The sequence below is a fragment of the Pseudomonas orientalis genome, assembly GCF_022807995.1.
In the GTDB taxonomy this organism is placed as follows: Bacteria; Pseudomonadota; Gammaproteobacteria; order Pseudomonadales; family Pseudomonadaceae; genus Aquipseudomonas; species Aquipseudomonas orientalis_B.
Map to the genome: position 1 here is coordinate 4,060,710 of NZ_CP094351.1, position 24,513 is coordinate 4,085,222.

The 24,513-nt window shown below is 62.3% G+C and carries 22 protein-coding genes and 1 riboswitch; of the genes, 6 read left to right on the forward strand and 16 right to left on the reverse strand.

The genetic code is table 11. The features are described from left to right. Nucleotides 1-106: 106 nt before the first annotated feature. Complete coding sequence (recQ, locus tag MRY17_RS18000; protein ID WP_243352617.1) at nt 107-2,233, reverse strand: DNA helicase RecQ; 2,127 nt, start codon at nt 2,231-2,233, stop codon at nt 107-109. A 276-nt stretch (nt 2,234-2,509) separates the two neighbouring features. Here recQ and MRY17_RS18005 point away from each other — a divergent pair, with 276 nt between their 5' ends. The 3 genes from MRY17_RS18005 to MRY17_RS18015 all read left to right on the forward strand — a co-directional run bounded on the left by MRY17_RS18005 (nt 2,510) and on the right by MRY17_RS18015 (nt 7,086). Continuing rightward, nucleotides 2,510-3,097, forward strand: a complete 588-nt coding sequence (locus tag MRY17_RS18005) for a YecA family protein (RefSeq protein WP_191952140.1) — start codon at nt 2,510-2,512, stop codon at nt 3,095-3,097. Nucleotides 3,098-3,117: 20 nt separating this feature from the next. After that, entirely contained in the window at nt 3,118-3,501 is a 384-nt protein-coding gene (locus MRY17_RS18010; RefSeq protein ID WP_181282774.1) for a YbaN family protein, read from the forward strand. A gap of 114 nt (nt 3,502-3,615) precedes the next feature. After that, complete coding sequence (locus MRY17_RS18015) at nt 3,616-7,086, forward strand: hybrid sensor histidine kinase/response regulator (protein ID WP_243352618.1); 3,471 nt, start codon at nt 3,616-3,618, stop codon at nt 7,084-7,086. Nucleotides 7,087-7,211: 125 nt separating this feature from the next. Here the strand turns inward: MRY17_RS18015 and rmuC are convergent, their stop codons facing one another. Continuing rightward, the gene (rmuC, locus tag MRY17_RS18020) at nt 7,212-8,576 is read right to left on the reverse strand and encodes a DNA recombination protein RmuC (protein WP_181282806.1); all 1,365 of its coding nucleotides are present in this window, start codon (nt 8,574-8,576) and stop codon (nt 7,212-7,214) included. A 175-nt stretch (nt 8,577-8,751) separates the two neighbouring features. Continuing rightward, the gene (locus MRY17_RS18025) at nt 8,752-9,075 is read right to left on the reverse strand and encodes a sel1 repeat family protein (RefSeq protein WP_181282772.1); all 324 of its coding nucleotides are present in this window, start codon (nt 9,073-9,075) and stop codon (nt 8,752-8,754) included. Between the two features lie 454 nt (nt 9,076-9,529). Here MRY17_RS18025 and MRY17_RS18030 point away from each other — a divergent pair, with 454 nt between their 5' ends. From MRY17_RS18030 to MRY17_RS18040, 3 genes are all read left to right on the forward strand, one after another. Beyond that, entirely contained in the window at nt 9,530-9,835 is a 306-nt protein-coding gene (locus MRY17_RS18030) for a hypothetical protein (RefSeq protein ID WP_181282771.1), read from the forward strand. A 442-nt stretch (nt 9,836-10,277) separates the two neighbouring features. Then, nucleotides 10,278-10,502, forward strand: coding sequence for a hypothetical protein (locus MRY17_RS18035; RefSeq protein ID WP_005790139.1), 225 nt, complete (start codon nt 10,278-10,280; stop codon nt 10,500-10,502). Nucleotides 10,503-10,992: 490 nt separating this feature from the next. Then, nucleotides 10,993-12,270 carry an OmpP1/FadL family transporter gene (locus MRY17_RS18040; protein WP_104504202.1) on the forward strand — a complete coding sequence of 426 codons (1,278 nt, stop codon included), beginning with the start codon at nt 10,993-10,995 and terminating at the stop codon, nt 12,268-12,270. A gap of 75 nt (nt 12,271-12,345) precedes the next feature. Here MRY17_RS18040 and MRY17_RS18045 read toward each other — a convergent pair whose 3' ends face one another. The 13 genes from MRY17_RS18045 to cobO all read right to left on the reverse strand — a co-directional run bounded on the left by MRY17_RS18045 (nt 12,346) and on the right by cobO (nt 24,175). Further along, nucleotides 12,346-12,897, reverse strand: a complete 552-nt coding sequence (locus MRY17_RS18045; RefSeq protein WP_243352619.1) for a glutathione peroxidase — start codon at nt 12,895-12,897, stop codon at nt 12,346-12,348. 150 nt (nt 12,898-13,047) lie between these two features. Then, nucleotides 13,048-14,256: an MFS transporter gene (locus MRY17_RS18050; RefSeq protein ID WP_425540417.1), complete on the reverse strand. Its 1,209-nt coding sequence runs from the start codon at nt 14,254-14,256 to the stop codon at nt 13,048-13,050. A 54-nt stretch (nt 14,257-14,310) separates the two neighbouring features. After that, a complete protein-coding gene (locus MRY17_RS18055; protein ID WP_181282769.1) occupies nt 14,311-14,715 on the reverse strand; it encodes a MarR family winged helix-turn-helix transcriptional regulator in 405 nt (134 codons plus the stop codon). Nucleotides 14,716-14,757: 42 nt separating this feature from the next. Beyond that, nucleotides 14,758-15,486, reverse strand: a complete 729-nt coding sequence (locus MRY17_RS18060; protein WP_243352620.1) for an adenosylcobinamide-GDP ribazoletransferase — start codon at nt 15,484-15,486, stop codon at nt 14,758-14,760. 2 nt (nt 15,487-15,488) lie between these two features. Then, nucleotides 15,489-16,064 (reverse strand): alpha-ribazole phosphatase family protein, encoded by a 576-nt coding sequence (gene cobC, locus MRY17_RS18065; RefSeq protein WP_243352621.1) that lies wholly within the window; start codon nt 16,062-16,064, stop codon nt 15,489-15,491. Then, nucleotides 16,061-17,116, reverse strand: coding sequence for a nicotinate-nucleotide--dimethylbenzimidazole phosphoribosyltransferase (gene cobT / locus MRY17_RS18070; RefSeq protein WP_243352622.1), 1,056 nt, complete (start codon nt 17,114-17,116; stop codon nt 16,061-16,063). Before cobT ends, cobC begins: the two co-directional genes overlap by 4 nt. Further along, nucleotides 17,113-17,634, reverse strand: a complete 522-nt coding sequence (cobU, locus tag MRY17_RS18075; protein ID WP_243352623.1) for a bifunctional adenosylcobinamide kinase/adenosylcobinamide-phosphate guanylyltransferase — start codon at nt 17,632-17,634, stop codon at nt 17,113-17,115. The genes cobT and cobU overlap by 4 nt, the downstream gene beginning before the upstream one ends. A 559-nt stretch (nt 17,635-18,193) precedes the next feature. Continuing rightward, nucleotides 18,194-19,645: a cobyric acid synthase gene (locus MRY17_RS18080; RefSeq protein ID WP_181285060.1), complete on the reverse strand. Its 1,452-nt coding sequence runs from the start codon at nt 19,643-19,645 to the stop codon at nt 18,194-18,196. Further along, on the reverse strand, nt 19,642-20,631 hold the full coding sequence (gene cobD, locus MRY17_RS18085; RefSeq protein WP_181285059.1) for a threonine-phosphate decarboxylase CobD: 990 nt from the start codon (nt 20,629-20,631) through the stop codon (nt 19,642-19,644). The genes MRY17_RS18080 and cobD overlap by 4 nt, the downstream gene beginning before the upstream one ends. Beyond that, nucleotides 20,624-21,532 (reverse strand): adenosylcobinamide-phosphate synthase CbiB, encoded by a 909-nt coding sequence (gene cbiB / locus MRY17_RS18090; protein WP_181285058.1) that lies wholly within the window; start codon nt 21,530-21,532, stop codon nt 20,624-20,626. Before cbiB ends, cobD begins: the two co-directional genes overlap by 8 nt. Next, entirely contained in the window at nt 21,529-22,179 is a 651-nt protein-coding gene (bluB, locus tag MRY17_RS18095) for a 5,6-dimethylbenzimidazole synthase (protein ID WP_191952149.1), read from the reverse strand. Before bluB ends, cbiB begins: the two co-directional genes overlap by 4 nt. Beyond that, the gene (locus MRY17_RS18100) at nt 22,176-23,567 is read right to left on the reverse strand and encodes a cobyrinate a,c-diamide synthase (protein ID WP_243352624.1); all 1,392 of its coding nucleotides are present in this window, start codon (nt 23,565-23,567) and stop codon (nt 22,176-22,178) included. Before MRY17_RS18100 ends, bluB begins: the two co-directional genes overlap by 4 nt. Continuing rightward, complete coding sequence (gene cobO / locus MRY17_RS18105; protein ID WP_181285055.1) at nt 23,564-24,175, reverse strand: cob(I)yrinic acid a,c-diamide adenosyltransferase; 612 nt, start codon at nt 24,173-24,175, stop codon at nt 23,564-23,566. The genes MRY17_RS18100 and cobO overlap by 4 nt, the downstream gene beginning before the upstream one ends. A gap of 78 nt (nt 24,176-24,253) precedes the next feature. Then, a riboswitch (cobalamin riboswitch) is annotated at nt 24,254-24,510 on the reverse strand. Nucleotides 24,511-24,513: the final 3 nt, after the last annotated feature.

A 24,513-nucleotide genomic window follows, 5' to 3' on the forward strand; every position in this document is an offset into this window, starting at 1 on the left:
TAGACTGAAAATAAAGTGTGGCTAATTATTAGTCAGCTAAGCATGAGCCATGCCAGGAGGCAAGGCCCGGTATGTACTGATTCGTTACATTGTCGTAATTGCCACACTAAATTTCGAATTCCGACTGCAAAGCGGCACGTACGCAGTACAGAACGCCCTCTGGAACCCGCCCGGCAAACAGCGGCGCGATCTCCGCAACAGGTGGCAATTCGCCCTCCCCGTCGAGGAATGCATCCTGGATTTCGCCGAGCAAATCCTCAGGCAAATCAAGGGCCTGTTCCAGAGACAATTGCTGCTTGCCGATGGCTTCGGCCAGCAGCGTATAGACATTCTTTTCCGAACATTGCAGCTGGCCCGCGATCTGGATCGGAGTCATGCCAGCGCGGGCCAGGCTGATCAGTTCGTGGCGGATATCGGTGATTTCCTTCGGTGCTTCGGCCTGGCCGCCGAGCACCTCAAGGAAGGCCTGACCATAACGCTCCAGCTTGCGCGCCCCCACGCCGCTGACCCTGGCCATCTCTGCCATGCTGGTGGGCTGCTCGCGAAGCATTTCCAGCAAGGTGGAGTCGGGAAAGATGACGTAAGGCGGCACGCTGTGTTCCTGCGCCAGTTTGCGCCGCAGGGTACGCAACGCCTCCCACTGTTCGCGCTCCTCGCCACGCACCAGTTGGCTGGCCTGGCTGGTGCTGCTCTTGGCGGTGGTCTGCGGCTTGAGGTCGCGGCGCAACTCCAGGCTGACTTCGCCCTTGAGCAAGGGCCGGCAGCTGTCGCTCAGGCGCAGGCCGCCGTAGCCTTCGATATCGATGTCCACCAGACCGCGCGCCACCATCTGTCGGAACAGCGAGCGCCATTCGCCTTCGGCGCGGGCCTTGCCGACGCCGTAGACCGAGAGTTTCTCGTGGCCGAAGCTGCGGATCTTTTCGTTGTCCTTGCCCAGCAACACGTCCACCAGGTGACCGACGCCATAGCGCTGGCCGGTGCGGTAGATCGTCGACAACGCCTGGCGCGCCGGTTCAGTGGCGTCCCAGGTCTGCACGCCGTCGATGCAGTTATCGCAATGGCCGCAGGGTTGCGGCATGTCTTCATCGAAATACGCCAGCAGCGTCTGGCGGCGGCAGCGGGTCTCTTCGCACAGCGAGAGCATCGCGTCGAGTTTGTGCTGCTCCAGACGCTTGTGGCGCTCGTCGCCTTCGGAGTTCTGCAGCATCTGCTTGAGCATCACCACATCCTGCAGGCCATAGACCATCCAGGCATCCGCCGGCAGGCCGTCACGGCCGGCGCGGCCGGTTTCCTGATAATAGGCCTCAAGGGATTTGGGCAGGTCCATGTGCGCCACGAAACGCACGTTGGATTTGTCGATGCCCATGCCGAAGGCGATGGTCGCCACCATGATCAGGCCTTCCTCGTTGAGGAAGCGCTTCTGGTGCGCCGAGCGTGTTTCATTGGGCAAGCCGGCGTGATAAGGCAGCGCCGGATAACCCTGTTCACAGAGGAACGCGGCAACTTCATCGACCTTCTTGCGTGACAGGCAATAAACGATACCCGCATCGCTGCGCCGCTCGGAGAGGAACGCGAGCAACTGCTTGCGCGGCTGCTCCTTGGGCACGATGCGGTAGAAAATATTCGGGCGGTCGAAGCTCGACAGGAAACGTTCGGCGTTCTGCAGATGCAGGCGCTCGACGATCTCTTCGCGGGTACGCTTGTCGGCGGTGGCGGTCAGGGCGATGCGCGGCACGTCGGGGAACAGCTCCGCCAGTTGGCCGAGCTGCAGGTATTCGCGGCGGAAATCGTGGCCCCACTGCGACACACAGTGGGCTTCGTCGATGGCGAACAGGGCGATTTCAAGGTTTTGCAGGAACGCCAGCATGCGCGGCTGCACCAGCCGCTCCGGCGCCAGGTAAAGCATCTTCACTTCACCGCGCTTGATCCGCGCCGCCAGGTCGCGCTGCTGCTCGGCGCTGAGGGTGGAGTTCAAGGCAGCGGCGGCGACACCCAGTTCTTCCAGGGTGGCGACCTGGTCGTCCATCAATGCGATGAGCGGCGACACGACTACGGCCAGGCCATTGCGCAACAGCGCCGGCACCTGGAAGCACAACGACTTGCCGCCACCGGTAGGCATCAGCACCAGGGCATCGCCGCCGCTGGCCACGCGCTCAATGATCGCACCCTGGCGGCCACGAAAACTGTCGTAGCCGAAGATGTCCTTGAGGACGCGTTGAGCCTGCTCGAGCATGTATAACTCCAAAAATAGTCCCGAAACCCTCTGTACAGGCTGGCCGAAAAAATACGCTTTCAAGGAAAATAATCCGTAAGCGAAGTTTTCGCGGACTGGCGCCTGGCCTGCACGGGCATCACAAAACGCGGCAGTATACCCGAGCGTCATCCGCCAAAGGGCACCACTGACGAATTGCAGCCCGTCTCTAAAACCCGGCAAATCTGCATGGCGACTGGCTTGGGCGCGCAAGAACGCCTAGAATTCAGCATCGTTTATTCCCAAGGTAACTCTTCAATGTCCTTCGCTGAGCAACTAACCCGCCTGCAAGCCTTCCTCGACGCCGATGAGCTGCATGACGAGGCGCTGGACTACGTGGCCGCCCACGGCTACCTGACCGCGTTGTCGATCTGCTCCGAAGTCGTGCCGGACCGTGAGTGGATCGACGCGCTGTTCGCCGAAGAACCTCATTACGCCGACGACGCCCAGCGCCAAGAAATCGAAGCCACCCTGCTGGCCCTCAAAGCCCACATCAGTCGCCAACTGGCTTCCGATGAAGAGTTCGAGCTGCCCTGCGAACTGGACCTGGGCGACGACCCGGACGACTCCGACCTGCGCGGCTGGTGCATCGGTTTCATGGAAGGGGTGTTCCTGCGCGAAGCCGCCTGGTTCGAAACCGCCGAGGAAGAAGTCAGCGAAATGCTGCTGCCGATCATGGTCGGTTCGGGGCTTTTTGAAGAAGAAGCCGAGTTTTCCGACATCGCCGCCGACGCCAACCTGATGGACGACATGATCGTGCAGATCCCGGAAGCCCTCACCGCGCTGTACCTGCTGTGCAACGCGCCTGACGAAAAACCGGCGATCCTCAAGCCACGTCACCACTGAGTCATTTGCCCGTGGACCCCATGGGCAAGCGCTCGCCGCTCCTGCGTTACGCGCTGCTGGCCGTCGGCTGGCTGAGCGTAGCGCTGGGGGTGATCGGCATCTTCCTGCCGGTACTGCCGACCACACCCTTTCTCCTGCTGGCCGCCGCCTGCTTCGCTCGAAGCTCCCCGCGTTTCTATCACTGGTTGGTGGAACACCCGCGCCTGGGCCCGTGGATTCGTGATTACCTGGACGGTAACGGCATCCCGCTCAAGGGCAAGGTCTACGCCATCGTGCTGATGTGGCTGAGCATCGCCGTGTCCTGCTACCTGGTGCCGTTGCCGTGGGCACGCGGGTTCATGCTGACCAGCGCGGTGCTGGTGACGATTTACATCCTGCGCCAGAAAACCCTGCCCCCGCGATAAGCCGCGACATCAGGTCGCGCTCAGACCTTGGTCGACACTGACTAACCCCATGCATCATGCGAGACTGTCCGACCGGGCCCGCACTGCCCGGGTGTTCTTATGCTCGGAGTTACCATGACGCTGTCCAGCGGGCTGATCGCCGCCGTTGCCCTGGCCTATATGGCCATTATGTTTGCCATCGCCTTTTACGGTGACCGCCGCCATGCGCCGCTGCCACCGCGCGTACGTGCGTGGGTGTATAGCTTATCGCTGGCCGTGTATTGCACCAGCTGGACCTTCTTCGGCGCCGTAGGCCAGGCGGCCGAACAGCTGTGGGCATTCTTGCCGATCTACCTGGGGCCGGTGCTGTTGCTGGTACTGGCGCCCTGGGTGCTGCAGAAGATGATTCTGATCAGCAAGCAGGAAAACATCACGTCCATCGCCGACTTTATCGCCGCACGCTACGGCAAATCCCAGTCCCTGGCAGTGGTGGTCGCGTTGATCTGCCTGGTCGGCGTATTGCCTTATATCGCCCTGCAGCTCAAGGGCATCGTGCTCGGCGTGAACCTGTTGATCGGCGCCGGGCCCGACACCACCGGCACGCGGGCCCAGGACACCGCATTGGTGGTGTCGCTGGTGCTGGCGCTGTTCACCATCGTGTTCGGTACGCGCAACCTCGACGCCACCGAACACCACCGCGGCATGGTGCTGGCGATTGCCTTTGAATCGCTGGTCAAGCTGTTCGCGTTCCTGGCGGTCGGCGCGTTTGTGACCTACGGGCTGTACGACGGTTTCGGCGACCTGTTCAGCCAGGCGATGCTTGCACCGCGCCTGGAGGAATACTGGAAGGAAACCATCAACTGGCCGTCGATGGTGGTGCAGACCGGCGTTGCGATGATGGCAATCATCTGCCTGCCCCGGCAATTTCACGTGACGGTGGTGGAGAATATCGACCCGCAGGACTTGCGCCTGGCCAAGTGGGTGTTCCCGGCTTATCTGATCCTTGCCGCGCTGTTCGTGATCCCCATCGCCCTCGGCGGCAAGATGCTGTTGCCCGGCTCCGTGCTGCCCGATTCCTACGTGATCAGCCTGCCGATGGCCGAAGCCCACCCGGCCCTCGCTGTACTGGCCTTTATCGGCGGCGCCTCGGCGGCCACCGGCATGGTGATCGTCGCCAGCATTGCCTTGTCGACCATGGTCTCCAACGACATGCTGCTGCCCTGGCTGTTGCGCCGCTCCAGCGCCGAACGGCCCTTCGAAGTGTTCCGCCACTGGATGCTGTCGGTGCGCCGGGTCAGCATCGTGATCATCCTGCTGCTGGCCTATGTGAGCTATCGACTGTTGGGTTCCACCGCGAGCCTGGCGACCATCGGCCAGATCGCGTTTGCCGCCGTGACCCAGCTGGCCCCGGCGATGCTTGGTGCGCTGTACTGGAAACAGGCCAACCGGCGCGGGGTGTTTGCAGGTTTGACGGCGGGTACGTTCTTGTGGTTCTACACCCTGGTCCTGCCGGTTACCGCGAAAAGCCTGGGCTGGTCGCTGAGCCTGTTCCCCGGCCTGACCTGGATGCACTCGCACCCGTTCGGGCTTTCCGTGACCTCGCTGACCTTGGGCACCGTGTTCTCCCTGGCCGGTAATTTCACGCTGTTTGTGTGGGTATCGATGCTGTCGCGCACTCGGGTCTCCGAGCATTGGCAGGCCGGCCGCTTTATCGGTCAGGAAATCAGCCAGCGCGCCAGCGCCCGTTCCATGCTGTCGGTACAGATCAGCGACCTGCTCAGCCTGTCGGCGCGCTTTGTCGGTGAAGAACGCGCTCAGCAGAGCTTTATCCGTTTTGCCTATCGCCAGGGCAAAGGCTTCAACCCCAACCAGAATGCCGACAACGACTGGATCGCCCACACCGAGCGTTTGCTGGCGGGCGTACTCGGTGCGTCGTCCACACGCGCCGTGGTCAAAGCCGCCATTGAAGGGCGGGACATGCAACTGGAGGACGTGGTAAGGATCGCCGACGAAGCCTCCGAGGTGCTGCAATTCAACCGCGCCCTGCTGCAGGGTGCGATCGAAAACATTACCCAGGGCATCAGCGTGGTGGATCAGTCGCTCAAGCTGGTGGCCTGGAACCGGCGCTACCTGGAGCTGTTCAATTATCCCGACGGCCTGATCAGTGTCGGCCGGCCGATTGCCGACATCATCCGCTACAATGCCGAGCGCGGCCTGTGCGGCCCCGGTGAGGCGCAGGTGCATGTGGCGCGACGCCTGCACTGGATGCGCCAGGGCCGTGCGCACACGTCCGAGCGGCTGTTTCCCAATGGGCGGGTGATCGAGCTGATCGGCAACCCGATGCCAGGCGGCGGTTTTGTCATGAGTTTCACCGACATCACTGCGTTCCGCGAAGCCGAACAGGCGCTGACCGAGGCCAACGAAGGCCTGGAACAGCGGGTGACCGAGCGTACCCATGAACTGTCGCAGCTCAACGTCGCGTTGACCGAGGCCAAGGGCGTGGCCGAATCCGCCAGCCAGTCCAAGACCCGCTTTCTGGCGGCCGTCAGCCATGACCTGATGCAACCGCTGAACGCCGCACGCCTGTTCTCGGCTGCCCTGTCCCACCAGCACGAAGGCCTTTCCAGCGAGGCTCGGCAACTGGTGCAGCACCTGGACAGTTCGCTGCGCTCGGCCGAGGATCTGATCAGCGACTTGCTGGATATCTCGCGCCTGGAAAACGGCAAGATCAATCCACAACGTCAACCGTTTGTCCTCAACGAGTTATTCGACACCCTGGGCGCCGAATTCAAGGCCCTGGCCCAGGAGCAAGGCTTGCGCTTTCGTCTGCGCGGCAGTCGCCTGCGGGTGGACAGCGACATCAAGTTACTGCGGCGGATTCTGCAGAATTTCCTGACCAACGCCTTTCGCTATGCCGATGGGCCGGTACTGCTGGGCGTACGTCGCCGCCAGGGCCAGTTGTGCCTGGAAGTCTGGGACCGCGGCCCCGGCATCCCGCTGGACAAACAGAAAGTGATTTTCGAAGAATTCAAGCGCCTGGACAGTCACCAGACCCGCGCCGAAAAGGGCCTGGGCCTGGGTCTGGCAATTGCCGACGGCCTGTGCCGCGTGCTGGGCCATCGCCTGAGCGTACGCTCGTGGCCGGGCAAGGGCAGCGTGTTCAGTGTGCGTGTACCGCTGGCGCGTAACCAGACCGCTGCACCGGTCAGGGCCGCGCAGGAAAATGGCCTGCCACTCAGCGGCGCGCACATACTGTGCGTGGATAACGAAGAAAGCATCCTGATCGGCATGCGCAGCTTGCTGACACGCTGGGGTTGCGAGGTGTGGACCGCCACTGACCAGGCGCAATGCGCGGCCCTGTTGGCTGAGGGCATGCGCCCGCAACTCGCGTTGGTGGATTACCACCTGGACCACGGCGAGACCGGTACTGAATTGATGGGCTGGCTGCGCGCCCAATTGGCCGAGCCGATTCCCGGCGTGGTCATCAGTGCCGATGGCCGTGCGGAGATGGTGGCCAAGGTGCATGCGGCGGGGCTGGATTACCTGGCCAAGCCTGTGAAACCGGCGGCATTGCGGGCGCTGTTGAGTCGGCATTTGCCCCTTTAATTCATGTGTACTCTGCACAAAATGTGGGAGGGGGCTTGCCCCCGATGGCGGTGCATCAGCCAATAGATCTGGCGACTGAAACTCCGCAATCGGGGGCAAGCCCCCTCCCACATTTGGCCTGTGTTTTACTCAGGAAGATGCGCTACACCGTCAGCATCCGTCATCGCGCGCTCGAGCAGATCCGCCGGCAGGCTCTTGCTCGCTCGGGCGCCGAGCAATCTCAGTTGCTCGGTACGGCTGACCAGATTCCCGCGTCCGTCCGTCAGTTTGTTGCGCGCTGCGCTGTAAGCCTTATCCAACTGTTGCAGGCGATTACCCACTTCGTCCAGATCCTGGATAAACAGCACGAACTTGTCATACAGCCAACCGGCGCGCTCGGCGATTTCCCGCGCGTTCTGGCTCTGGCGCTCCTGCTTCCACAGGCTGTCGATCACCCGCAGGGTGGCCAGCAAGGTGGTCGGGCTGACAATCACGATATGACGATCAAAGGCTTCCTGGAACAGGTTCGGCTCGGCTTGCAGCGCGGCGGAAAATGCCGCTTCGATCGGCACGAACAACAGCACGAAATCCAGGCTGTGCAAGCCTTCCAGACGCTTGTAATCCTTGCTGGCCAAGCCCTTGACATGATTGCGCAAGGACAGCACATGCTGCTTCAACGCCACCTGGCCAATCACCTCGTCATCCGCCGCGACGTACTGCTGGTACGCGGTCAGGCTGACCTTGGAGTCCACCACCACCTGCTTGTCGCCCGGCAACATGATCAGCACGTCCGGCTGGAAGCGTTCGCCGTCAGGGCCTTTGAGGCTGACCTGGGTCTGGTACTCGCGACCTTTTTCCAGACCCGCATGTTCCAGCACTCGCTCCAGAATCAGCTCGCCCCAGTTACCCTGGGTTTTCTGGCCCTTGAGGGCGCGGGTCAGGTTGGTGGCTTCGTCCGACAGGCGCAGGTTCAATTGCTGCAGGCGTTCAAGCTCCTTGGCCAGGGAAAAGCGCTCGCGGGCTTCGTTCTGGTAGCTTTCTTCAACGCGCTTCTCGAAGGACTGGATGCGTTCCTTGAGCGGGTCCAGTAGCTGCCCAAGCCGCTCCTGGCTGGTTTCGGCAAAGCGCTGTTCGCGCTCGTCGAAAATCTTCCCGGCGAGTTCGGCGAACTGCGCACGCAGCTCATCCCGGGAACCCTGCAGATCGGCAAGACGTTGTTGATGGCTGTCCTGCTGTTCCCGCAGCTCGGCGCGCAGGGCTGCGGCCAGGGCGTCAAGGCGACGCAGTTCGGTTTCCTTGGCGCTGCGGTCAAGATTCCAGGCGTGGGCGGCGTCGCGGGCGTTATCGCGGTCGATCTGCAACAGCTCGACTTCGCGGCGTACCGCTGCCAGGTCGGCCTGCTTGGCGGCGTTGGCCTGGCTCAGATCGCTGATCTCGTCGCGGCTGGCATCCAACTGGGCGGCGAGCCCTTCCTGGGCTAATTGCGCAATCGCCAGGCGCTCTTCCAGCAGCTCCCAGCCGGTGGTGCGCGCGGTCAGCCGCCGTTGGATCTGCCAGCACCACGCCAATAAAGGCAGCGCAGCGCCGGCAAACCCAAGGGCGACGCTGGTCCAGTCGAACACCATAGTCATTTCTGCCTTCACCCAAAAACAGCAAGGTTAACCAAGCAAGGCACGGGAGGACAGCTCAGTCTTCGACCTGGCCCAATTCGCGCCGGGCGCGGCGGTCGCCGGCACGGGCCGCCGAACGCAGCAAGTCCTGGCCGATACGCCGGTCGCGGGCATTTTCGCATTCTCGGCACATCAATTGGCCGAGGCGGCTCTGCGCGGCCACCACGCCTTCGCGGGCAGGCTGCTTGAGCAGACGACCGGCCAGGTGCTTGATGTTGGTACTCTGCCCCAGGCGCGGGCTGTCGAGCAGCCATAAGGCGACTTTCAAAGAGAAGCGCTTGGGCGCGGTAACAGTTTGGGGAGTGTCGGTAACAGAAGGTGATACTGAGCGAAACTTCATAAAGCACTGTGGGACAGAACGGAAGGCGCGCCACTCTACTCTTTTTTTCGTACAGGTAAAGCTCAAAAATCCCTGCACGCCCGTTCTAGAGCAAGCGCTTGGGACAATCCACAGAAGCTGTGGATAACTCAGTGGACAACCCGGCTTTAACGCGCGCAAAGGCCCATGGAACGGGGCCCGCAGTCAAACTGACGTTTTTTTCACCAATAAAAAAAAGCGAGATTTTTCATTGACTTAAATTTTGATTGCAGGCAAATGGGCAGGCTTCAGGGCAGTTGCCAATGAAGTTACACGCGCTGCGACTAATGTGCACAACTACCCAGTCAATGGTTATATCGCCAGCTTTTTTGATCCGACGCCCTCGGAAAATGTTACTCCCAGCAAGCCTGGGGACTTTTCAAAGCGCTCGCGGCTCGCCACACTCCCCCACCGACAACGCAACCGTGCAGGGACGATGAAAGGAATTCTGTTATTCGCCGCGTTGCTGCTGGCCATTTGCGCGACGTCCCTGGGCATCAATGCACTGTTACCGTCCCCGGACGGCGCGCTGTTTGCCATCGCTATCCTGGTATCCGCCGCCCTGACTGCGGTAAGTCTGTGCATCGAGCTCGGAGAAGGCGGGATCGATGACATGCGTGATGTCATGCGGGTCATCGAGACCGGCAAGTCCCTGAGGCTGACCCTCGCCGCCTACGGGCTTGGTTGTACCTTGGCCGCGTCGATTACCGTACTGGTCTATCGCGGACTGCTGGGAAGCTGATCGGTTTTTTTATCCGACCCACTTCCTTTCCTTGTTTCGATCCGTTACTATCCGCGGCGTTAGTACCAAGCTGAAAGTCAATTCTGGTCGAACATATCCCTTGAACCACATGGGATCGACCACCTCGATGGTTTCCAGGTATCACTTGCGACGACACAGCCTTTGAACAAGCAAAGGGTGTCGCGAAGTCTCCATACTCTGACCGAACCAACCTGCAAATTGATCAGGATCTTCACCCCGGGCCCAGAACCTTTGCCCCTGTTGTGTTGCCTGCCCTCCTAAGTACCTACCTGCCAGCCCAAGCGCGCCTCATTCAATAGCGCTTCAAACTGGCTGCTTTGTTCCAGTCGGGTTCTTCGTTTGATCAATGGTGATCAACGTCACTGGAACGTTTTAATACGGCACGGTTCTTATCTGTGTCATTTGTAGGAACACCCATAATATGAACGCTCAAATCCACACTCAGGATGCCATCCGCACCCTCACCAACGCTTTTGCCCCAATGAACTGCCTGATCATGGCCGCTCGCAAAGGCTGCTTCAGCTTCACCCTGGTCAACGAACACGGCATCGCTCGTCACAGCGAACGCCTGTACCCCGATCAATACTCCAGCGCAGAACCGCTGCAGGCCGTGATCGAGCGTACCCGTCAGGCACTGACTGCCTGATCGACCCGAGTCGCTGAAACACAAAAAACCCTGTCTGAAACACAGGGTTTTTTATTGCCTGGAATTTACCCGAATTACTTTTTTCTAATCACGAATAGATATAAACGTTATAGCTGCGTAAATAAGATGTTTTAAAAACAGTCCTTTACAGGATAAATATGACACTACACTTCAACTCAAGCGGCATGATCCGCTTGCGACGGGCCTGAGTTCCGATCCACCGCTGCCAAGCCGCCTTCTCGGGCCCGTCATTCATTATAAATATTTCACCCTCAAAGCCACTGGCGAGATTTCTCTCAGGCCTGGCAAACCTGCGTCTCGCCCATGAAACACGTGACCTGCTGACCGGGCAATTTGCAAGATTCGTCAAAAAAGCACAAACCTGGTCGGATTGTCCTACAAAACCGCTCTATCTCCTGCGTTACAGCCTATAGCGCGATGTGAAATTTATTGATACTTTCCGCAGCGGTGATCACACGGAGTTCTAATAATGAAAAAAGTAATGCTCAAGACCACACTTAGCCTCGCCGTTGCCATGGCATCCTCCCAACTGTTCGCCAGCGGCTTCGCCCTGAACGAACAGAGCGTCAGCGGGATGGGTACCGGTTTCGCGGGTCGCTCTTCTTCTGCCGATGATGCAAGCACGGTCTATGGCAACCCTGCCGGTATGGCTCGCCTGAACGGCCAGCAGATCACCGGCGGTGTCGCAGCCATCGATGCCTCCACCGACCTGAGCGATACCAGCGGTCGCTCCGCCGGCAGCAACAAAGGCGATATGGTGCCGTTCACCGCCGTCCCTTTCGGTTTCTACACCAATAAACTCAACGATCAGTGGTCTGTGGGTTTCGGCGTCTATGCGCCGTTCGGCCTGATAACTGACTACGAAAGCGGCTTCCAGGGCCGTGGCTTCGGCAGCAAAAGCGAAGTGAAAGTCATGACCTTGCAACCGACGGTCAGCTACGCCTTCAACGATCGCGTTTCCGTGGGTTTTGGCCCGACCATCAACCGCATTGCCGGTACCCTGGAATCGGACCTGACGCTGAATCCTCGCGCGCCGGACACCAACATCAAGATCAAGGGTGACGACACCGCGCTGGGCTTCAACATCGGCGTACTGGTACAAGCCACCGATACCACCCGCGTTGGCCTGACCTATCACTCCAAGGTCAGCTACAAGCTGGACGGCCACACCGAAGTCACCGCGCCGACTGCGACCTCGCCGTTCCTGCGCAGCAATCGCTACGACGCTTCGCTGAAGATCGATACCCCTGAGTCCTACGACCTGTCGGTGACCCAGGACCTGACCGATGCCTGGAAACTCTACGCCGGTGCAACCTGGACCCGCTGGAGCCGCCTGAAAGACATCACCGTCAAGAACGAAGGCGTGACGGCCGCAGCGGGTGGCGCGTTGGCCCCCGGTCTGGTCAGCACCATCAAGGAAGACCAGAACTGGCACGACACCTGGGCTTACGCCGTGGGTACTTCGTATCAGTTGACCAAGCAGGTGGTATTGCGTACCGGCCTGACGTTCGACCAGTCGCCGACCAACAACACGGATCGCTCGCCGCGCATTCCTACCGGCGACCGCACCATCTTCAGTCTGGGCCTGGGCTACGAGGTCATGCCGAACATGACCATCGACGTGGCTTACTCCTACCTGAAGGAAGAGGACGTCAAGGTTGCACGCTCCAACCAACTGGCCAGCTACAACGCCAAGTATGAAAACAGTGCCAACGGTTTCGGCCTGGGCATGACCTACCGCTTCTGATTCATCGCGGCCCAAAAAAGCCCCGCTCTCCTGCAAAGGAGGCGGGGCTTTTTAATGGACGATCATGACTTGCTATCAGGGCTTGGAAGCTATCGCCTCCTCCACCGCCTTGATCAGCTCGGGACTGTCAGGCTTGGTCAGGCTGGAAAAATGGGCAATCACGTTGCCCTGGCGATCCACCACGTACTTGTAGAAATTCCACTTCGGCGGCGTGTCGGTCTGCTGCGCCAGGCTCTTGAACAGGTGCACCGCGTCCGGCCCCTTGACCTTCTGCGGTTCGGTCATGGTGAAGGTCACGCCGTAATTGACGTAGCAGACCTTGGCGGTCTCCTCGCCGGTCTTGGCCTCCTGCTTGAAGTCGTCCGAAGGCACGCCAATCACCTCCAGGCCCTCTCCCTTATAGCGCTGATACAAGGCTTCGAGCCCCTTGAATTGCGGGGCGAAGCCGCAGAAGCTTGCTGTATTGACGATCACCAGAGGCTTGCCTGCAAAACGCTGGCACAGATCAATGGATTCTTTGGCCCGCAGCTTGGGCAATTGGCCCTCCAGCAACGGCGGGCATTCGGCGGCCAGGGCCACACTGCCAGCAGCCATCAGGACGGGTAGAGCGAGCCAGCGCATCAACATATCAAAGTTCCTTGATTCGGTTCAGTCACAGAACTTAACAGATCGCCATGCCCAACTGCATCAACGCCAGGCCGCCTTGCTGCCAGCCCCACCAGGCCAGCAGCAGCAACACCAGCGTCGCCGCCAGGATCAAGCACCGCAGTGCTGCACTCATGCCGCCTCCATTTGCGCCTGCACACGCGCCACCGGCCGTTCGCGCACCGGCCAGTTCAGGGCCGCTGCAAGCAGGCTGAGCAAAATTGCCACCTGCCAGATCAAGTCATAGCTACCGGTTCGATCATAGACCACGCCGCCCAACCAGCCACCGAGGAACGAACCGAGTTGGTGGAACAAAAACACAATCCCGCCCAACATCGACAGGTTTCGCACACCGAACAAGGTGGCGACGGTGCCGTTGGTCAGCGGTACGGTGGACAGCCACAGGAACCCCATCGCCATGCCGAACAGGTAAGCCGTGACCTCGGTGACCGGCGCCCACAGGAACAGCACGATCACCACCGCACGCAACAGGTACAGGCCGGTGAGCAAGCGCGGCTTGGACATGCGCCCACCCAGCCAGCCGGCGGTGTAGGTGCCGAACACATTGAACAGGCCGATCAAGGCCAGCACCGTGGTGCCCACCGTGGCCGGCAGATGCTGGTCCACCAGGTATGCCGGCAGGTGCACACCGATAAACACCACTTGGAATCCGCAGACGAAAAAGCCGAAAGCCAGCAACCAGAATCCGGAGTGAGAGCACGCCTCTTTCAACGCTTCGCGCAGGGTCTGTTGGCCGACCGTCACCGGCAACGGTTTATCCTTGAGCATGGACACCAACGGCAGGATCAAGGCCACCATCAGGCCCAGCGCCAGCAGCGCTGCCGACCAGCCCAGCCAACCAATCAGGCCGAGGGTACCGGGCACCATGGCGAACTGGCCAAAGGAGCCGGCGGCGCTGGCGATGCCCATGGCCATGCTGCGTTTTTCCGCTGGGACGGCGCGGCCGACCACGCCGAGAATCACTGAGAACGAAGTGCCGGACAGGCCGATGCCGATCAGCAATCCGGCGCTCAGGGACAATGACCATGCCGAGTCCGCCATCCCCATCATCACCAGGCCCACGGCGTACAACACGCCGCCGATGAATACCGCTTTGGCCGCGCCGAAGCGGTCGGCCAAGGCCCCGGTGAACGGCTGTGCCAAGCCCCAGATCAGGTTCTGCAGGGCAATGGCAAAAGCGAACGTCTCACGCCCCCAACCGAATTCGCCGCTCATCGGCGCCAGGAACAGGCCGAAGCCGTGCCGCACGCCCAGGGACAACGCCAGGATCAGCGCACTCCCCAAAAGAACCCAGCCGCTGGTGCGCCACATCGAGGTCATTTCTTATTCTCCGCTCGCGGGTATATACCCGCTTATAGTCGAACAAACCGCCGTTCAGGCCAGTTCATCCAGCAAGGCCAACAGGGTTTCGCGCTTTTGCGCGCCAAGCCGATCGATCAATTTCTGTTGCGCCGCTTCCCATGCCGGCAGAGCCGCCGCCAGGCGCTGCTGGCCCGCCTCGGTCAACACCACCAGGCGGTTGCGCAGGTCATCGCCCTCGACCAACCGCACCAGGCCCTCACCTTCCAGCACGCGTAAATTGCGCCCCAGGGTGCTGCGGTCCAGCCCCATGGCGTCCGCCAGGCTGGAAATACTCGGCTGATCGAGACGTTGCAGATTGCACAGCAAAGAATACTGGGCAACGTTGATCCCGAAGCCGTCGAGGGCGCCATCGTAGTGCCTGCTGACGCCACGGGCGGCGCGTCGCAGGTTGGTGCATAAACATTGGGAGGCAAGCATGGAGCGTGTATATACCCGGAGTTGAGTAAATGCAAGGAAGTGTTACAACGCCAGCCCGATCAGCACTGCCGTTTCAAGCAGCTCCAACAGGGCGCCGGCGGTATCGCCGGTGGTACCGCCGAGGCGCTTGACCATCACCTTGCGCAAGCCGATAAAACACACTGCGGCGAGCAGCACCGCCAGCCCACCGTTGAACCCGCCGATCAGGATGCAGGCCAGTCCACTGAGAATCAGCACCTGCTGGCCGACAACCCTGGGCAAATGATCAGACAGCGCCTGACCCAATCCACCTGCGCGCACATAACGCGTGGTCAGAAACAGCGCCAGCATCGACGCCCGGCCAATCAACGGCGCGAGAATCAGCGCAGCGCCATTGTGCTGCTCGATCAGCGCCACCAGCGCGGTGAACTTGAGCAGCAACACCAGGCCCAGGGTGACCACGGCGATGGGCCCGCTGCGTGGGTCCTTCATGATGGTGAGGGTGCGTTCTCGGTCGCCGAAGCCACCCAGCCAGGCGTCGGCACTGTCCGCCAGGCCGTCCAAGTGCAGGCCGCCACTGAGCAGCACCCAGGCGCTCAATAGCAGCGCGGCGTGCAGTAACAGTGGCGCGCCCATCAACAATGCGCTCAGGCCCCACAGCAGCAGGCCGAACAGCACGCCCACCAGCGGATAAAACAGCAACGAACGCCCCAGTTCCTGCGGCTGCGGCATGCCTGGCAGGCGAATCGGCAGGCTGCTCAGGAACTGCAGGGCGATCCAGAATGGCAGCATGCTCAGCCTCTTTCCTTCAACGTGCCGTCGACAGCCACCTGCAGGCCGAACAGCCTGCCATGGCCGACTTCGACATTCAGCAATTGTTCACGGGGCAAGCCGCGCGCGCGCGCCAGCAGCAGCCGCATCACCCCACCGTGACTGATCAACAGCACGCGCTCACCGGCATGGGCCTGGCGCAGACGTGAGACAGCACTCAGCACCCGCTCGGAAAATGCGCTCACAGGCTCACCTTGCGGCGGCGTAAAACTGTAGGGATCGGTCCAGAACAAGCCCAGGCCCTCGGCATCGGTCTGCATCAACGCCGCCGCGCTCTGCCCTTCCCAGGCGCCGAAGTGCAGCTCCTGCAGATCTTTTTCCAGGCTGACCGGAAGGTTCAGATGCTCGCCCAGTTCCTGGGCAAAGCGCGCGCAGCGCTGCAATGGCGAACTGATCAGCCGGTCCCAAGGCCCCTGCCCCACGACTGCGGCACGCATCTGTTCCCAACCCTTGGCCGTCAGGGCGTCATCCAGGCTGCCGCGCAGGCCCCCGCCCAACTCGGTTTCACCGTGGCGCAGCACATCCAGGTGCAAGGTCATGCGGGGCGATCCGCCACGGCCGCTTCAGCGAAGGTCGCCATCTGCCCGTGCAACGCACAGGCCAGGCGCAGCAGCGGCACCGCCAACGCCGCACCGCTGCCTTCGCCCAGGCGCAGGCCCAGGTCGAGCAGAGGCTGCGCGTCAAGGCTGTGCAGCACGTGGCGATGGCCCGGTTCGGCACCCCGATGGCCGAACACCAGCCAGTCACGGCATGCCGGGTTCAGGCGCGTGGCGACCAGCGCGGCGACGCTGCAGATAAACCCGTCCACCAGCACCACGATGCCTGCCTGGGCGCAGGCCAGGTAAGCACCGACCAGCGCGGCGATTTCAAAGCCACCCAGGTTGAACAGCGTCTGCAGCGCGTCGTCGCGCTGGGCCGCGTGCAGTGTCAGGCCGCGCTCGATGACCGCCACTTTGTGACTGACACCCTGGGCATTCAAACCCGTGCCCGGCCCGGTCAGATCAATCACTGCGCAATCGAGCAGCGCACAGGCCAACGCACTTGCGGCGGTGGTATTGCCGATGCCCATCTCGCCCCCGATAAACAGCTGTACGCCGTCTGCCCGGGCGCGGTGTGCGCTGTCTCGTCCAGCTTGAAGGGCCTGGCATCCCTGAGCGGGGGTCATTGCCGGGCCGTTGACGAAGTTGGCCGTGCCCGCGCCGATATTCAGGTGACGCACCCCGGGCAACGCCAGGGAGGGCGTCACCGTGCCAAGGTCGACCACTTCCAACTGTGCACCCAGTTGCCGGGCCAGGACGCTGATGGCCGCGCCACCAGTGACAAAGTTGTGCAGCATCTGCCCGGTCACTTCCTGGGGAAACGCCGACACACCTTCGGCGACCACGCCATGGTCGCCGGCAAAAATCGCGATCCACAGCTGATCCACCGACGGCTTGACCCGACCCTGCAAACCGGCCAATTGCACCGCCAGCGCTTCCAACTGGCCGAGGGAACCGGCGGGCTTGGTCAACTGCTGCTGGCGCACCCGCGCCTGTTCCTGCGCAGAGGTGTCGATGGCCTTGCAGGGGTGGAGCCACCAGGAATCGGTCATAACGCAGTACCTTTCAAAGTCAGGGGCAGGCCGGCCACCGTCAGCACCACACGCTGACACCGCTCAGCCAAGGCTTGATGCAGCCAACCGGCTTCATCCACATAACGGCGAGTCAATTCGCCCAGCGGCACGACACCCAGTCCGGTCTCGTTGCTGACAAAAATGATTTCACCCGGCAGCGACACCAGGGTTTGCAACAGTTGATCGCGCTCGAGTGCCAGGCGCTCGGTGTCTTCCAACATCAGCAGATTGGTCAGCCACAAGGTCAAGCAATCCACCAGCAGGCAGCGTTCGGCAGCAGCGCTTTCGCGCAACACCCGCGCCAGTTCGACGGGTTCTTCAATCAAGCCCCAGTGATCGGGACGACGTTCACGGTGCAAGGCAACGCGCTGGTTCATCTCACCGTCCAGCGGCTGGCTGGTGGCGATATAAATCACGGACAGACCACTGTCGCCGGCGAGCTTTTCAGCCAGACGACTCTTACCCGAGCGAGCGCCGCCAAGAATCAATTGATGCATGAACACATACCTTCCAAGGCCCGCGCCACCGAACAATGTGGGAGGGGCGGTGCGACGATTCGACTTGCCCCCGATGAGGGAGTAACAGTGAATACATTGATAACTGACCCACCGCTATCGGGGGCAAGCCCCCTCCCACATTTTGTCCGCGGCTGTCTAGACGACGCTGTAACGCCCACCCGTAACCACGATGCGCAGCGAGTCGCTTTTGATCTTGGGCGCCCCGTTAAACCACGCTGGCCGAACGCAGGCTTGAATCCGTGGGTAACCCGGCAGGACGCCGGGTTAGCCGCACTGGGCCATGGATGGCCCATTGCGGCGGCGCACGGATTCAAGCCTGCGTTCGGGCACACCGAGCCTAAGCGAGGTGCCGAGTGGTGGGGCAAGAGCGTTTTGCTTACTTTTGCGCTTTTCAAAAGTGAGCCGCCGTAAGGGCGGAACCCATAGCAGCCGTGACCGCAGAAACGGATATGTACTCGGTCCAATCCAACATCCCAGTCGGCCATGAGGCCGCCATCGGGGGCAAGCCCCCTCCCACATTCTGTCCGCACACACACCGTCAAAGCCCACACAGTCTGCGCAACAAACCGGTATCCAAATGGTTCTCCACCAAATCCGCCAACCGCTCGATATCCCGCTCACGCAGCGCGTGATAATCCACCTCCTGCACGTCCTGCAACCCCGCCCAGCGCAACAACGCACTGCACGCGGCCGGGGTCTCGAACAGCCCATGCAGGTACGTCCCGAGAATCTGCCCATCGGCACTCTGCGCACCGTCACTGCGCCCATCATCGAGCCGCACGGCGGCATTCGACAGCGCCGCGCCGCTCGTCACGCCGGCATGAATCTCATACCCGCTGACCTCGGCGTCCTCCAGCAACAACCGCCCGCGCACATTGCGCAACTGCTTCTCCTGGGCAAGCGTGGTACTGAACGCCAGCAACCCCAACCCGTCACTGGAGCCGGCGGTTCCTTCCAGGCCAAGCGGGTCATGCACCTGCTCTCCGAGCATCTGCAACCCGCCACAAATCCCCAGTACCTTGCCGCCATAACGCAAATGCCGCGCCACGGCCGTATCCCAACCACTGGCACGCAAATACGCCAGATCACTGCGCACGCTTTTCGACCCCGGCAGGATAATCAAGTCTGCGGCAGGGATCGGCTGGCCCGGCCCGACAAATTGCAGATCCACCTGAGGATGCAGGCGCAGCGGATCGAAATCCGTGTGGTTGCTGATGCGCGGCAGCACCGGCACCACCACCTTGAGCACCTGGGCGGCCTTGTCGATCTGGCGCTGATCGATGCCGTCTTCGGCCTCCAGGTGCAGGTCCATCACATAGGGCAGCACGCCCACCACGGGCTTGCCGGTGCGCGCCTCCAGCCAATCGAGTCCCGGTTGCAACAGCGCGATATCACCGCGAAAACGGTTGATGATAAAACCCCGGACCCGTGCCTGTTCGCTGGGGGACAACAATTCCAGCGTGCCGACCAGATGGGCGAACACCCCGCCGCGATTGATGTCGGCGATCAACAGCACCGGGCAGTCCACGGCCTCGGCGAAGCCCATATTGGCGATGTCATTGGCGCGCAGGTTGATTTCGGCCGGCGAGCCCGCGCCTTCGACCATGACCACCGCATAGGCCTGGCTCAACCGTGTGTGGGAGGCCAGCACCGCCTGCATCGCGATGGCCTTGTAGTCGTGGTAGGCGACCGCGTTCATGCTGGTCACGGCGCGGCCATGGATGATCACTTGGGAACCGGTGTCGCTGTTGGGCTTGAGCAACACCGGGTTCATATCGGTGTGGGGCGCCAGGTTGGCGGCCTGCGCCTGTACCGCCTGGGCGCGACCAATCTCGCCGCCTTCGGCAGTCACCGCGCTGTTGAGCGCCATGTTCTGTGGTTTGAACGGTGCTACCGGGACCCCCTGGCGCACCAGCCAGCGACACAGCGCGGTCACCAGCGTGCTTTTGCCGGCGTCGGAGGTGGTGCCCTGCACCATCAGCGTGGTCATGTCGCTTCCTTGTAGGCGGCCAGGGCCGTCTCGAGACGCTGCCAATCGGCCTCGCTGTCGGGCAGGCCGAAACGCACGCTGCTGTTGTGCACGAACAGGCGCAGCAGGATGCCGCGCTGGGCCATGAATGCGTGCAAGCGCTCGGCGTGCGGTGTGATCAGCCACTGGAACAAGGCGCAGCCTCCGTGGGGTTCAAAGCCCCGGCGCTGCAGCAGGTCGAACAGACGCTGGCCGGCCTCGATGCAGCGTGTGCGCTGGCGGGTGTGCCCGGCGTTGTCGCGCAGGCAGTGCTGGCCAATCACCCGTGTCGGCCCGCTGACCGCCCAGGGCCCGACCTGCTCGGCCAACAACCTGAGCAACTTGCGTTCGGCCAGCACGAAGCCCAGGCGCACGCCGGCCAGGCCGAAGAACTTGCCGAACGAGCGCATCACGATCAAGCCGACCTGATGGGTGTGACTGGCCAGGCTCAAATGCGGGGTAACGTCCATGAAGGCCTCGTCCACCACGAGCCAGCCGCCACGCTGGGCCAGCCGCGCATGCCAGTCGAGCAAGCGCTCCGGGGACAGGCTCAAGCCAGTGGGATTGTTGGGGTTGACCACCACCAGCACGTCCAGGCCGTCGAGAAAGAAGTCGACTTCCTGCTCCTGCACTTCGCGTACGACATAACCGGCACGCCGCCAGGCCTCGGCGTGCTCGGCATAGCACGGCGACAGCACCCCGACCTTGCCCGAACGGCGCAGGCGCGGCAGTAACTGGATCGCGGCCTGGGAGCCCGGCACCGGCAATACCTGAGCGGCGCCGTAGTAGTCGCTGGCCGCTTTCTCCAGGCCGTCATCGACTTCAGGTAAACGCGCCCAGGCGCGCAAAGGAATCTCGGGAATCGGCCATGGCCAGGGCGCCAGGCCACTGGACAAATCGAGCCAATCAGCTTCGGCGATCCCGTATTCAATTGCGGCCTTACGCAGCCGACCACCGTGTTCAAGCATAAAATTGCGCCCCCGCGCACAGGATCAGCAGCCACAACCATACGCCGCGCTGCACCAGTTGCCAGCCGCGGTCGATGGCGTCAGCGTCGGCCGGCGGGCCTTCGCCCAACGGCGGGCGCTGGTGCACCTCGCCGTGATAGATCGCTGCGCCGCCCAGTTCCACGCCCAACGCGCCGGCGCCAGCGGCCATCACCGGGCCGGCGTTGGGGCTGTCCCAGGTCGGACCCTGGGTGCGCCAGCATGTAAGCGCCAGGCGCGTCTTGCCCAGCAGTGCGTAGGTTAATGCCACCAGACGTGCAGGAATGTAGTTGAGCCCATCGTCGATCTTCGCCGCCGCCCAGCCAAAGCGTTCGAAGCGTTCATTGCGATAGCCCCACATGGCGTCGAGGGTGTTGCTCAGGCGATAGAGCACCACGCCCGGCACGCCGGCCACCACAAACCAGAACAGCGCGGCGAACACGGCGTCGCTGCCGTTTTCGAGCACCGATTCGGTGGCGGCGCGAGCCACTTCGGTGCGATCCAACTCGCTGGTCTGGCGGCTGACCAGATAGCTCACGCGTTTGCGCGCTTCTTCCAGATCATCGCTGCGCAAGGCCTGGGCGACCGGGATCACATGCTCCCCCAGGCTGCGCATGCCCAGGGCACAATACAGCGCCAGGATTTCCAGTACCCAACCGATATAAGGCGCCCAGGATAATGCGGTGGCCAGCAGAGTCAGCGGCACCACCGCGATGAACCACGCGGTCACGCCATGGCTGCGCCAGCCGCGCCCGCCCGTGTTGAAACGCTGCTCGATACGCCCGGCAAAATTGCCGAACGCCACCAGCGGATGCCAGCGCCTGGGCTCGCCCAGCAGCGCATCCAGCGCCACCGCGGCGACACACAGCAAGGCCACACTCATTGACTCACTCCCCACAGGTTTTCATACAGCATGTCACTCAATGGCCGAGGCTCGGCCCAGCCTTCGAGTTGCAACATCGGTGCCGGATAGAACGCGGCGACCGGTCCCAGGCACAGCACCGCCAGGGGTTTGGCGCCTGCCGGCAAACCCAGCAGGTCGGCCAGGGCCTGAGGCTCGAACAACGAGACCCAGCCCATGCCCAGGCCCTCGACGCGGGCGGCCAGCCACAGGTTCTGGATTGCGCAGGACAACGACGCCATGTCCATTTCCGGCAAGGTGCGACGGCCGAAGATGTGCCGCTCGCGATCCTCCATCAGCGCCGCCACCAGTACTTCGGCGCAGTCGTGGATGCCTTCGACCTTGAGCTTCATGAAGTCGTCGGAACGCTCGCCCAGGGCCTCGGCGGTGCGGATGCGCTCCTCTTCCACCAGGTGTTGAATCCGCCCCCGCAATTGACGATCGCTGATGCGGATAAAGCGCCACGGCTGCATCAAGCCGACGCTCGGTGCCTGGTGGGCGGCCTGGAGCAGGCGCTGCAGTAATTCAGGCGCGACGGTGCCGCCGCTGAAATGGCGCATGTCGCGGCGTTCGGCGATGGCGCGGTAGACGGCTTGGCGGTCGGGCTCGGGGAAGGCGTGGTCAGTCATGGCCTCATCGGGGGCAAGCCCCCTCCCACAATTGACCGAGTTGAAACCCCATCCAATGTGGGAGGGGGCTTGCCCCCGATAGCGGTGTCAGGGGCTGGCGCAAAAAGCGCGGCCACCGCGGTCGGATTGGACGGAAAGTAAAAATGCACATAAGAGGCCGTCATCCGCCCCTGCCGATACACCGCCTCGGCCCCGCGCCCGCCATTGGGGCTCAGCCCGCGAGCGATCGGTTCCCACTCAGTGCTGGTCAAGGAGTGGTGATAGGTATGCCCGCGCAACGTGCCCTCGGGCAGCTCCACGCTTTGCAGCGCCAGGGCCGCCAATTTCTTTTGCATCACGGCATCGCCCTGCAGCAGGCCGAGCAGTTCGGCACGATTGCCGTCGACATCGGTCAGCGAGTCGAGCAAATACAGCATGCCGCCACACTCGGCGAGCAATGGCTTGCCGGCGGCATGATGGGCGCGGATCGCCTCAAGCATCGAGATGTTTTCCGACAGCGCCTGGTGATGCAGCTCCGGGTAGCCGCCTGGCAGATAGAGGCTGTCGACCGCAGGTAATACGCAGTCATGGATCGGGGAAAAGAAGCTCAACTCGGCCCCCATTGCCCGCAGCAGGTCGAGGCTGGCGCCGTAGGTAAAGGCGAAGGCTTCGTCACGGGCTACCGCAATGCGTACCCCGGCGAGCAGCGGCTCGGCCTCGATGACTTCGGGCGCGGCAAACGTCACCGGCGGCGGCACGGCCACTTCGCAACTGCTGCCCAGCGCCTGGGCGGCGGCGTCCAGACGCGCGTCAAGGTCATTCAGTTCGCTGGCTTGCACCAGGCCCAGGTGTCGGCTGGGCAATTCAATACCGGTTTCGCGCGACAGCGCGCCGTACCAGCGCAACCCTTCGGTCAGGCTGCCCTCCAGCAACTGCGCATGGCGCAGCGTGCCGACGCGGTTGGCGAGCACCCCGGCGAACGGCAGGTCCGGCTGGTAGCGCGCCAGGCCCAGCGCGAGCGCGCCAAAGGTCTGCGCCATGGCCGTGCCGTCGATCACGCCCAGCACCGGTACACCGAAATGCCGCGCCAGGTCGGCGCTGGACGGGGTGCCGTCGAACAGGCCCATCACGCCTTCGATCAGGATCAGGTCGGCCTCCCCCGCCGCTTCCCACAACAGGCGACGGCTTTCCTGCTCGCCGACCATCCACATGTCCAATTGATACACCGGCGCGCCACTGGCGCGTTCGTGAATCATCGGGTCAAGAAAGTCCGGCCCGCATTTGAATACGCGGACCTTGCGCCCCAGGTTGCGGTGCAAACGCGCCAACGCGGCGGTGACGGTGGTTTTGCCTTGACCGGACGCCGGTGCGGCGATCAATACGGCCGGGCAATGACGGGGCTGATTCAAAGTTCGACGCCTTTCTGAGCCTTGATACCGGCCTGGAACGCGTGCTTGAGCATGCCCATTTCGGTGACGGTATCGCCCATTTCGATCAGTTCAGGCTTGGCGCCACGGCCGGTGACCACCACGTGCTGCATCGGCGGACGGGCTTGCAGGTCGCTGAGCACCTGGTCCAGATCGAGGTAGCCGTGCTTGAGCGCAATGTTCAATTCGTCCAGCACTACCAGGCCGATGGAGGGGTCATTGAGCATCGCCCGGGAGACGGCCCAGGCCGCTTCGGCGGCCGCGATATCGCGCTGGCGATCCTGGGTTTCCCAGGTGAAGCCTTCGCCCATCACATGGAAGTGCACTTGCTCGGGGAAACGGCGGAAGAACAGCTCTTCGCCGGTACTGTGGCGCCCCTTGATGAACTGCACCACGCCGCATTGCATGCCATGGCCCATGGCCCGGGCCAGCATGCCGAAGGCGGAACTGCTCTTGCCCTTGCCGTTGCCGGTCAGCACCAGCAGCAAACCGCACTCATTGGGCGAATTGGCGATGCGTTCATCGATCACGGCTTTTTTGCGCAGCATGCGCGCCAGGTGGCGTTCTTCGCGGTCGGGGGTATCGGTCATGGCAGCTCTCCGTTGGGGCTGGACAAAAACGGCGGGCAGGAAAAAATAAAACAGACAGCCAAGCATCGCCCACCGTGATGCTGTTGAATGTTTCAGGCCGGTCTCCGGGCTCATGAGTGGCGCTCTGCCTGTGTAAAAGACAGTGCCGGCCAACGGCGCGCCTTCCCATATCGCCTGCGATACAGTGGCCAACAGCGCCGTCTTGACTCATTTACCGTTGCGGGGGCAGCGCCGGAATTGCGGCAGCACTGTGTACAAGTGCGCTCACTCACCGGCTTCCCTGTTTCACTCTGTCGACGCAAACGCCACAGAGCACCTGGAACAAGCCGCGAAGGTTA